The sequence below is a fragment of the Sulfitobacter sp. UBA4523 genome (assembly GCF_002388305.1).
In the GTDB taxonomy this organism is placed as follows: Bacteria; Pseudomonadota; Alphaproteobacteria; order Rhodobacterales; family Rhodobacteraceae; genus Sulfitobacter; species Sulfitobacter pontiacus.
This window is the reverse complement of sequence record NZ_DGMH01000075.1, coordinates 1-8,469: the sequence shown is the minus strand read 5'-3', so window position 1 is coordinate 8,469 and position 8,469 is coordinate 1. Positions and strand designations below refer to the sequence as shown.

General features: G+C 55.2%; 14 protein-coding genes. 8 read left to right on the top strand and 6 right to left on the bottom strand.

Annotated features, from left to right (window positions below; translation table 11 throughout):
• From B3849_RS17510 to B3849_RS17500, 3 genes are all read left to right on the top strand, one after another.
• A partial coding sequence (locus B3849_RS17510) for a TrmH family RNA methyltransferase (protein WP_286780484.1) occupies nt 1–216 on the top strand: 216 nt, incomplete at its 5' end.
• 10 nt (nt 217–226) lie between these two features.
• Nucleotides 227–544 carry a hypothetical protein gene (locus tag B3849_RS17505; protein ID WP_278425664.1) on the top strand — a complete coding sequence of 106 codons (318 nt, stop codon included), beginning with the start codon at nt 227–229 and terminating at the stop codon, nt 542–544.
• 231 nt (nt 545–775) lie between these two features.
• A complete protein-coding gene (locus B3849_RS17500) occupies nt 776–1,243 on the top strand; it encodes a CoA-binding protein (protein WP_278425665.1) in 468 nt (155 codons plus the stop codon).
• Nucleotides 1,244–1,293: 50 nt separating this feature from the next.
• On the opposite strand, the gene B3849_RS17495 is transcribed toward B3849_RS17500, so the two are convergent.
• The 3 genes from B3849_RS17495 to hisA form a co-directional block, all read right to left on the bottom strand.
• Nucleotides 1,294–1,599, bottom strand: coding sequence for a phosphoribosyl-ATP diphosphatase (locus tag B3849_RS17495; RefSeq protein WP_009825012.1), 306 nt, complete (start codon nt 1,597–1,599; stop codon nt 1,294–1,296).
• On the bottom strand, nt 1,596–2,357 hold the full coding sequence (gene hisF / locus B3849_RS17490) for an imidazole glycerol phosphate synthase subunit HisF (protein WP_278425666.1): 762 nt from the start codon (nt 2,355–2,357) through the stop codon (nt 1,596–1,598). Before hisF ends, B3849_RS17495 begins: the two co-directional genes overlap by 4 nt.
• Before the next feature lie 90 nt (nt 2,358–2,447).
• On the bottom strand, nt 2,448–3,164 hold the full coding sequence (hisA, locus tag B3849_RS17485; protein WP_037963903.1) for a 1-(5-phosphoribosyl)-5-[(5-phosphoribosylamino)methylideneamino]imidazole-4-carboxamide isomerase: 717 nt from the start codon (nt 3,162–3,164) through the stop codon (nt 2,448–2,450).
• Nucleotides 3,165–3,307: 143 nt separating this feature from the next.
• On the opposite strand from hisA, the gene B3849_RS17480 reads away from it, so the two are divergent.
• Together B3849_RS17480 and B3849_RS17475 are read left to right on the top strand one after the other, a co-directional pair.
• Nucleotides 3,308–3,697, top strand: coding sequence for a DUF2147 domain-containing protein (locus B3849_RS17480; RefSeq protein WP_005854302.1), 390 nt, complete (start codon nt 3,308–3,310; stop codon nt 3,695–3,697).
• 130 nt (nt 3,698–3,827) lie between these two features.
• Nucleotides 3,828–4,220, top strand: a complete 393-nt coding sequence (locus tag B3849_RS17475; protein ID WP_005854300.1) for a DUF2147 domain-containing protein — start codon at nt 3,828–3,830, stop codon at nt 4,218–4,220.
• Between the two features lie 15 nt (nt 4,221–4,235).
• Here B3849_RS17475 and hisH read toward each other — a convergent pair whose 3' ends face one another.
• Together hisH and hisB are read right to left on the bottom strand one after the other, a co-directional pair.
• Nucleotides 4,236–4,874, bottom strand: a complete 639-nt coding sequence (gene hisH / locus B3849_RS17470) for an imidazole glycerol phosphate synthase subunit HisH (protein ID WP_278425667.1) — start codon at nt 4,872–4,874, stop codon at nt 4,236–4,238.
• Nucleotides 4,875–4,876: 2 nt separating this feature from the next.
• A complete protein-coding gene (gene hisB / locus B3849_RS17465) occupies nt 4,877–5,464 on the bottom strand; it encodes an imidazoleglycerol-phosphate dehydratase HisB (protein ID WP_005854296.1) in 588 nt (195 codons plus the stop codon).
• A 150-nt stretch (nt 5,465–5,614) separates the two neighbouring features.
• On the opposite strand from hisB, the gene B3849_RS17460 reads away from it, so the two are divergent.
• Both B3849_RS17460 and B3849_RS17455 read left to right on the top strand, forming a co-directional pair.
• Nucleotides 5,615–5,854: an Lrp/AsnC ligand binding domain-containing protein gene (locus tag B3849_RS17460; RefSeq protein ID WP_005854294.1), complete on the top strand. Its 240-nt coding sequence runs from the start codon at nt 5,615–5,617 to the stop codon at nt 5,852–5,854.
• 101 nt (nt 5,855–5,955) lie between these two features.
• Nucleotides 5,956–6,186, top strand: a complete 231-nt coding sequence (locus B3849_RS17455; RefSeq protein WP_235183796.1) for a hypothetical protein — start codon at nt 5,956–5,958, stop codon at nt 6,184–6,186.
• Nucleotides 6,187–6,188: 2 nt separating this feature from the next.
• Here B3849_RS17455 and B3849_RS17450 read toward each other — a convergent pair whose 3' ends face one another.
• The gene (locus B3849_RS17450; protein ID WP_278425669.1) at nt 6,189–7,133 is read right to left on the bottom strand and encodes a response regulator; all 945 of its coding nucleotides are present in this window, start codon (nt 7,131–7,133) and stop codon (nt 6,189–6,191) included.
• Nucleotides 7,134–7,385: 252 nt separating this feature from the next.
• On the opposite strand from B3849_RS17450, the gene B3849_RS17445 reads away from it, so the two are divergent.
• Nucleotides 7,386–8,111 (top strand): hypothetical protein, encoded by a 726-nt coding sequence (locus B3849_RS17445; RefSeq protein ID WP_286780483.1) that lies wholly within the window; start codon nt 7,386–7,388, stop codon nt 8,109–8,111.
• Nucleotides 8,112–8,469: the final 358 nt, after the last annotated feature.

Here is an 8,469-nt window from a genome sequence, read left to right as displayed (position 1 = left end):
GACGGCGAAGCCCATATGACCGTCGAATCTGCGCTGGAGGGGAAGCGCGACCGTCCGGTGGCGCTTGTGCTGGGGGCCGAAGGGCCAGGTCTGCGTGAAAAAACCAAAGAAACCGTCGATGCGCTGGTCCGAATCGACGCAGGCGGCGGGTTCGGTTCGCTAAACGTGTCAAATGCAGCGGCAATCGCGCTATATGCGTCGCGGGATCACAGCTGAGCATAATTGCATGAGTTACCCGACAAAAATCGCGACATGCTGTTTTTGCGGCAGCAAGGCAGCGCTGACATTGGGGGCAGGGCGGCACGAGCTGGCTTGCGCACAATGCGGCGCACCATTGCATGATCTGAAACAAATTCCGCTCCCTCGCGATTCTGAAAAGCCCAATACCGGCGGCAGGCCTGCGGCGGGGCTGCGGAAATTTCCACATGCCCGAGCGGCAGCTGCTATTCGCAAGCCTAAGCATCGAAAAGTGAAGAAAAAGAAAACCTGGATCACAAAGATCGCGAGTGAGGTCGCGGATGTGATCGACGATATATTTGACTAGTTTACGCTGCCAAAAGCGAGATTCGGCGGAAAATGGCTGGCGCATTCATCGTTTCTTCACGGATTTGTCACATGCTCTTTGAATGGAGCAAATCGTTCCTACCTTCTGTATATGACGGCGAGTTTGGAACTCTCGCCGATCACCTAACTGTCCCTCGTTCCATACCTTTGCGCCCTCACGTTTATCGTCGAGGGCGCTTTTTTTCGAACCGTTAGAGGTTTAGTAAGAAGCATGACCTACACCGATACCCAACTGAAAAATATTCTGACGCAGACGAAGCGGATCGCGGTCGTGGGGGCTTCGTTGAACCCGGTTCGGCCAAGCTATTATGTCGCGCGATATTTGAAGACCAAGGGGTACGATATTGTTCCGGTAAATCCGGTGCATGCTGGGAAGACACTATTGGGGGTAACGGTGGTTTCGCAGCTGTCAGACATCGGGGGTGGCGTTGACATGGTCGATATTTTTAGACGGTCAGAGACTGTGCCAGAAATCGTTGACGAGGCATTACAGGTGTTTCCTGATCTGGCGACGATCTGGATGCAAATCGGGGTGCAGCATGCTGAAGCTGCCGCAAATGCGGAAGCAAAGGGCTTGACCGTTATTCAGAACAGATGCCCGAAGATTGAATATCAGCGCCTTTTCGGCGAATTGCGCATGGGAGGTTTTGCAACGGGAATAATCTCTAGCAAGCTTTGACCCCAGTTTGCTACGCATCACGAAATATACTGTGGTAAACGTACCCCGTGTTAGCGGGCGGCTTTTTCAGCGAGGCCGCTTTGCGCCTGTCGGCGGCTCAGTTCATCCAGTACATCTGACAGCGCGACGTCGCGGGACGCGAGCATGACAAGCAGGTGGTACAGCACATCCGCGGCTTCCGATGTCAGACCAGCTTTATCGTCCTTCACGGCCTCGATGATCGCTTCGACCGCTTCTTCACCGAATTTTTCGGCGCATTTCTCGGGACCTTTTGCCAAAAGCTGCGCCGTCCAACTGCTTGATGGATCAGCAGTTTTTCTTGATTGGATTGTTACAAATAGATCGTCGAGCGTCATGAGAGCCTCATTGGGATACCGGCATCAGCCATGTGTTGTTTCGCCTGAGCGACCGTAAATTCGCCGAAGTGAAAGATCGAGGCTGCGAGCACCGCTGAAGCGCCGCCCTCAACGACGCCATCGACAAGATGATCCAGCGCTCCGACACCGCCAGAGGCGATGACAGGCACAGAAACCGCGTCGGAAATCGCGCGCGTTAGCGGAATGTTAAACCCTTGCTTGGTACCGTCACGATCCATGGAGGTAAGTAGAATCTCTCCTGCGCCTTTCTTAGTGACCGTCTTTGCGAATTCGACGGCATCAATGCCCGTAGGTTTGCGGCCACCGTGGGTAAAAATCTCCCACCTTCCGGGGGCGACGGTTTTCGCATCGATGGCACAGACGATGCACTGGCTGCCGAATTGGTCTGCTGCCTGCGCAATAATGTCCGGATTAGCCACCGCGGCAGAGTTGAAGCTGACCTTGTCGGCACCAGCCAAAAGCAGGGCGCGAACATCTGCAACGGTGCGTACACCGCCACCAACAGTAAGCGGGATATAGCAGTGTTCGGCTGTGCGTGTGACCAGGTCGAACATGGTACCACGGTTTTCATGTGTGGCGTGGATATCAAGGAAACAAAGCTCGTCCGCACCTGCAGCGTCATATGCGATCGCTGCGTCAACCGGGTCACCGGCATCGCGCAAGCCAACAAAATTAACGCCTTTGACAACGCGACCATCGGCGACATCGAGGCAAGGAATAATACGGGTCTTAAGCATGTCTTCTTTCTCGCGACGGGGCAGCGGAAAAAACCGTTGGAGGGCTGTCTGCCCTCCAAACCACCCGAGGATTTGAAACCATTTGGAAACTCAGGCGAGGGCCTTCAAAGCTTCGCTTAGGTCGATCGCGCCATCATAAAGCGCCCGGCCGGAAATGGCACCGGATATCACGCCAGTTTCTTTCAACGCCTCAAGGTCAGCAAGGGAGCTGACGCCCCCGGAGGCGATGACAGGAATATTGACGGCACGCGCCAAAGCGGCGGTGGCGTCAATGTTTGGACCGCCCATGGCCCCGTCTCGCATGATATCGGTGTAGATCAGCGCCGCGACACCTGCATCTTCGAAAGATTTAGCGAGATCTGTAACCATCACGTCGGTTTCCTCAGCCCATCCCTTGGTTGCCACGCGACCATTTCTGGCGTCAATGCCGACCGCGACCTTGCCAGGAAAAGCTCGCGCTGCTTCACGCACCAAAGCGGGATTTTCGACCGCGACAGTGCCCAGAATGACGCGTGCGAGACCCTTGTCCAGCCAAGCTTCGATCGTCGCCATATCGCGAATGCCGCCTCCCAACTGGGCGGGGACGTTGCAAGACTTCAAAATCGCTTCCACCGGGGCGGCATTGACCGGCGTCCCTGCGAAGGCACCGTTCAAGTCCACCAAGTGAAGCCAAGTGCAGCCCGCATCCACAAACTCACGGGCCTGCGCCGCGGGGTCATCGTTGAAAACAGTGGATTTTTCCATGTCGCCGTGCACAAGACGAACGGCTTGGCCGTCTTTAAGGTCAATAGCGGGGTAGAGGATCATAGTGTTGCCCTTGGCATTGGGGGAGTTGGTTTCAATTGCCACGGCGGGCGGGTTTTTGCAACGCGGCAGAGGTGTCCCCTACGTCAAGCTTGCCTGAATCGTCGTATTGGCTTCAATCTGAGAGCATATCGGGAGGATATATCATGAAAAGAACGATTATTGCGGCCATCGTTGGCATTGGTTTTGCAGGAACAGCCATGGCTGCTGACCCGGCGGTTGGCGTTTGGAAAACGCAACCGGATGACGGGGCTTATGCGCATGTCAAAATGACCCCCTGTGGTGGGGCGATCTGCGGTACCATTCAGCGGACGTTCAACGCGTCGGGCGAATATAAGTCCGAAAATATCGGAAAGCAGTTGGTCATCGACATGAAACCTGACGGGAGCGGCAAATATGCAGGTAAGGTTTGGCGACCTTCAAACAACAAAATCTACATCGGCAAGATGACCGTCGCCGGTAACAGCCTGAAACTGTCGGGCTGTGTCGCGGGCGGGTTGCTGTGTTCAAAGCAGGACTGGCAGCGGGTCCAGTAACCTTCATTACCATCGCAAATGAGTGGGATTTGCGCGAATCGGGACGCGGGTGTAGAATATGCCCGCGCCTTGGTTTTTTGGTGCGTTGCTAAAAAGCTGTAAGGCATGTGTCGCTTGGGGGAGTGATACGATGTTTTTAACAAAATATATTTTCTATGCTGCTATTTTTGCAGCTTCTTCGACGACTGTATTTGCTGATGTAGTTGAAGGTGTCTGGAAATCTGCGCCGGATGTTAACGGATTGGTTGTTCACGTACGGGCGAAGCCCTGCGGGCCTGCGTTATGCGGCACCGTCGAGCGTGCCAAGGATCGGCGTGGATATGACAAACGCTCTACAGCGGTTGGCAAACGGGTCTTCTGGGATATGAAGCCGCAACCAGACGGGAGCTATGTCGGCACGTTGCTGGAGCCTTCTGCATCGAAGAAACATAAGGCGAAGATGTTGGTCGACGGCAATGCGATGCGGTTACAGACCTGCACAGGAAATGCTTGCGACGAAATGATCTGGACCCGCCTTCGGTAGAAGGCGGTGCCCGGTTCAGGGGTGCCAGTTCAGAAAGTTCGCAATCATACGAAGGCCGGTTGTCTGGCTTTTTTCCGGGTGGAATTGCATGCCGATCATGGTGTCACGGCCGATAACAGCAGTGACGTCACCAGCATAATCGACATGCGCCAACCGCTCGGACTCGTCCTGTACATCCATATGGAAACTATGGACAAAATACGTGTGATCCCCGGTTTCGATTCCGTCGAAAACGGGGTGAGGGTGGTCTATGACAAGGTCGTTCCATCCCATATGCGGTACTTTTAGGGATGGGTCGCGTGGCGTGATCTTGGTCACGTCGCCACTGATCCAGCCTAGGCCTGCTGTGTCTTCATACTCGCGCCCCATGGATGCCATCAACTGCATGCCCACACAGATCCCAAGAAAGGGGCGGCCCTTGTCGACGGCGGATTCAACCATGGCGGCATAGATGCCGCTTTGACCTTTCAGCGCGGCCATGCAGGAGGGGAATGCACCATCGCCGGGCAGGACAAGGCGGTCGGCGCGCGCCACGACATCGGCGTCAGCGGTGACCACCACATCGCCAGCATTACACTCACGCGCCATCCGTTCGAACGCCTTATGCGCCGAATGCAGGTTGCCCGATTCGTAATCGATAATCGCAGTTAACATCGTTACAGCGCACCCTTGGTCGAGGGGATATCAGAAGATTTCCGAGGGTCGGTTTCTACCGCTTCGCGCAGGGCGCGGGCGACAGATTTAAAGACGGCCTCGGCGATGTGGTGGCTGTTCAGGCCATGCAGCATATCAATGTGCAAGGTGATCCCGCCATGCGTGCTGAGCGCCTGGAAAAACTCACGTACCAATTCGCTGTCGAAATTCCCGATTTTTGCAGTCGGCAGGTCCACATTCCAGATCAAGAAAGGCCGCGCCGACAGATCAAGCGCGGTACGCACCAAGGCATCGTCCATTGGGAGCAGGCACGCGCCGTAGCGGCGAATGCCGCGTTTGTCGCCCAATGCGGTGCTTAGCGCTTGGCCCAGCGTGATCCCTACGTCCTCGACGGTGTGGTGATCATCAATGTGAAGATCGCCGTTTGCGCTGATTTTCATATCGATCAGTGAGTGACGCGCCAATTGATCCAGCATGTGATCGAAGAACCCGATGCCCGTGTGGTTGGCGTAGGACCCTGTCCCGTCGAGGTTGATTTCGACGCTGATCTCGGTCTCCGCGGTCGAGCGATTGATGGTGGTCTGGCGCATATGAATATCTCCGTCTTTCGGGCTCTTATAGCAGGGCAGGCCGTCGCGCCAAGACAAAGCGTTTCGATGCCGATCGGTCCCAATCAGCGATTGCGGCTGTTGCCCCCTTATGTCAGCTTGGACGTGTTGTAACCAGCCTAAGGCCTGTCCATGTCTACCTGCGTTTTTATCCAGATCCGGTGCCGGCCCGGCAGTACGTATCGCGTTGCCGAAGAGGTCGCGCTGCGGGAAATACACTCCGAGCTGTATTCAACCTCTGGTGATTACGATCTTTTGATGAAGCTTTATATTCCTTCGGGAAAAGATATTGGCGTTTACATCAACGATAACCTTCTGGACATCGAAGGGATTGAACGTTCGCTTACAACGATGACGTTCAAAGCGTTTTGAGGCTCCTGCTTTCTGCGCTTCTTTGCGGATCTGTTCTTTCTGGGCCAGCGCATGCGCTTACCTATGAAGGGGAAGAGGCCGCGGCGCTGCGCTGCGCCAATATGATCGCCTATACGGCGGTAACACTGGCGCGTGCGGACATGATCGGTGAGGATGAAAAGACCATCATGCTGGGCGTGACGGTCCTGATCCTAGAACGCCATGTGAGCGGTACGCGGGCGCAAAAGAAATCGGCCATGGGCAAAATGCGCGACCGCCGCTCGATCGATCAGACGCTAGAGGATTACCGCAAACATGCGGCGCAGTGTCTGGTGCAATTCCCGATCAACTAGGATCAGGCGGCGGCGCATTTGCTTGCATAGCGCATTTCAGCGCGCGATAGCGCCCGTTCGAAGGTCTTTTTCACCCGTTGGGTCCGGTTCGCATTCGGGGCTATGGGCGTGCCGACTGACAGGCTGATGCTATCTTGCTTCAGATCATCGCTTAGCAAGTTCAGCGCATCCAGCTTGGCCTGTAGGCCCGCCTCCATCCGGTCCCATTCGGGCAGGTTCGGGTCGCGCGTAATACACAGGAAGGCACCGTTGCCTTCGTAGGACATCAGCAGATGGGGGCAGGTGATAAGGTCGGTCAGGGTTTCTGCCACGCTGGTGAGGATATGAAGGAACCCCTGTTGTGACGTTTCTTCGAAAATACGTTCCGCACCATCAATCGACACGCCGAAAACCTGATAGTTGTCCAGTTCGCTCCGATCGAGCTGCGTAATGTAGTTCCCAAGGGAGAATGACAGGATCAGCCTGCCGACATTCGCCAAAAAGACCTTGTCGGCCAGTGTGATATCTTCAGCTACCTGTGTGCCTTCTTTGGACAGGACGCTCGCGTCGATGCGTTTGATGGTCTTGGATGATACCAAAAGACGTTCGGCCACGCGAATGCGGTTGTAGATGTCCTTCAGGTTAAATGGCTTGGCGATGTAGTCGTTCGCACCGGCGGCAAACGCTTTCTCGATAGAGATCGAATCTGTCTTCGCCGTCAGCATCAATATCGGTTTGTCCTCATACCCGGGGACAGTGCGAATTCTTCGGCAAAGCTCGATCCCGTCCATTTCCGGCATATCGACGTCCAGCAGCATGCAATCGAATGGCACCTTCTGAGCTTTGATCATATCGAGAGCAGCCGGACCCGAAGGGGCCGTGTGCAGATCGTTCAGGTCTGCCTGTTCAAACATCGCGGGAAGGAGTTCTAGAATGAATGGATCATCGTCGACTGCTAGAATTTTCAATTTGGTCTCCTTCCAAGATTTGCTTCGGGGTTCCGAGGCAACCTATGTCGAACTCCCTAAACGATAGTGAACAAAACCGGCAACAATATGACTTTTTAAAAAATTCACCCTGTGCGGGAACTATGGGCATTTGTGGCACGAAGGTGAATAGATAAACGTTAACGTCGGAAAACTTCATGGCGCTGATGCCGTAAAATCGGCATAATTTTCGTCTATTCGTCGCGAATACGCCTAGCTCAACGGATCCATGTAATGAAAACCACTGTTCTAACGATTTCCCTCGCCGCTGCCTTTCTTGTTTCAGGATGTGCTGCGCCCACTGCCGATCGCGCTGCGCAATTCGGCGCTTCGTCCGGCACGCTAAGCTTCAAGGAAAACCGTGAGAATGACGCCGGTATGGTGGAGCAAACCGCCGCGCTTGACGCGTTGATGCGCGATATTGTCCGCAACTCCACAATCAAGCATGCCGCGGTTGGTGCCGCGGTGGGCTGCGGTATCTCGGTGCTTGCCGCATCCGATGCCTCGGGCTGCCTGCGAGCCGCTGCGGCCGGTGGCGTTGTTGGTGCGGTAAGCGGGAATCTCGCTGGCAAACGAGAAGTCGCCCAACGGATGGAGCTGGTTTCCGCGAATGACCTCGTGCGCAGTATCCGCAAGTCCAATGACCAGTTGGATGATATCACGACACATCTTCCCCAGATGCTCGCACAGCAGCAAGAAGATGTGGCGACGTTGAATCAGCTCAAGGCTTCAGGGGCGATTTCGCAGGATGCTTATGACGCGCAGCTTGCCGATATACGCACCAGCCGCGCAGAGGTCGCCGAGGCGTTGGTTCTGTCGGCCGACCAGGCGAAGCTGGCGCAGAACAACTTGGCCGAAGCGGCCGATCAGGGTCAAACCGGTTTGGAGTGGCACATTCGCGCCATCGAGCAGATGGAGCGTGAAACACTATCAGCACGGTCGACGATATCTCTTCTTTAAGCGGAAAATAATGGCGTCACCGGCGTTTGCGGTATGGCGGTCGTGTTCATAGTGCCATCATTCGAACAGGTATAAGCCGACGCAGGCGGGTGCTTTCAGCGCCCGCTTTTTTCTTTTGATCACAGCGGTCTTTGACTGACGTTAGGCGTCGGCAGAAACTCGTTCGGTGCCATATTGAAATATGCTCTGTGTTTGGCTCTGACGCACGCGCCTGGGCGTTTGATCCAACTCATCAGCGATGATCCACAAGGACAGGCAGAGCGCGTAGAGCCTCGCGAGTATCCACTTGCCCCAGCTTCGTTGGTACAGGCCTGAGCCACCTCAAGTGCTCTTGCAACGTAAGCATCCGGCGTAGGCC

Excerpts from the sequence above, each read along its gene's own strand:
- B3849_RS17505 (WP_278425664.1), top strand. The coding sequence starts at position 227 with ATGAGTTACCCGACAAAAATCGCGACATGCTGTTTTTGCGGCAGCAAG.
- B3849_RS17500 (WP_278425665.1), top strand. The coding sequence starts at position 776 with ATGACCTACACCGATACCCAACTGAAAAATATTCTGACGCAGACGAAG.
- B3849_RS17495 (WP_009825012.1), bottom strand. The coding sequence starts at position 1,599 with ATGACGCTCGACGATCTATTTGTAACAATCCAATCAAGAAAAACTGCT.
- hisF (WP_278425666.1), bottom strand. The coding sequence starts at position 2,357 with ATGCTTAAGACCCGTATTATTCCTTGCCTCGATGTCGCCGATGGTCGC.
- hisA (WP_037963903.1), bottom strand. The coding sequence starts at position 3,164 with ATGATCCTCTACCCCGCTATTGACCTTAAAGACGGCCAAGCCGTTCGT.
- B3849_RS17480 (WP_005854302.1), top strand. The coding sequence starts at position 3,308 with ATGAAAAGAACGATTATTGCGGCCATCGTTGGCATTGGTTTTGCAGGA.
- B3849_RS17475 (WP_005854300.1), top strand. The coding sequence starts at position 3,828 with ATGTTTTTAACAAAATATATTTTCTATGCTGCTATTTTTGCAGCTTCT.
- hisH (WP_278425667.1), bottom strand. The coding sequence starts at position 4,874 with ATGTTAACTGCGATTATCGATTACGAATCGGGCAACCTGCATTCGGCG.
- hisB (WP_005854296.1), bottom strand. The coding sequence starts at position 5,464 with ATGCGCCAGACCACCATCAATCGCTCGACCGCGGAGACCGAGATCAGC.
- B3849_RS17460 (WP_005854294.1), top strand. The coding sequence starts at position 5,615 with ATGTCTACCTGCGTTTTTATCCAGATCCGGTGCCGGCCCGGCAGTACG.
- B3849_RS17455 (WP_235183796.1), top strand. The coding sequence starts at position 5,956 with ATGATCGCCTATACGGCGGTAACACTGGCGCGTGCGGACATGATCGGT.
- B3849_RS17445 (WP_286780483.1), top strand. The coding sequence starts at position 7,386 with ATGAAAACCACTGTTCTAACGATTTCCCTCGCCGCTGCCTTTCTTGTT.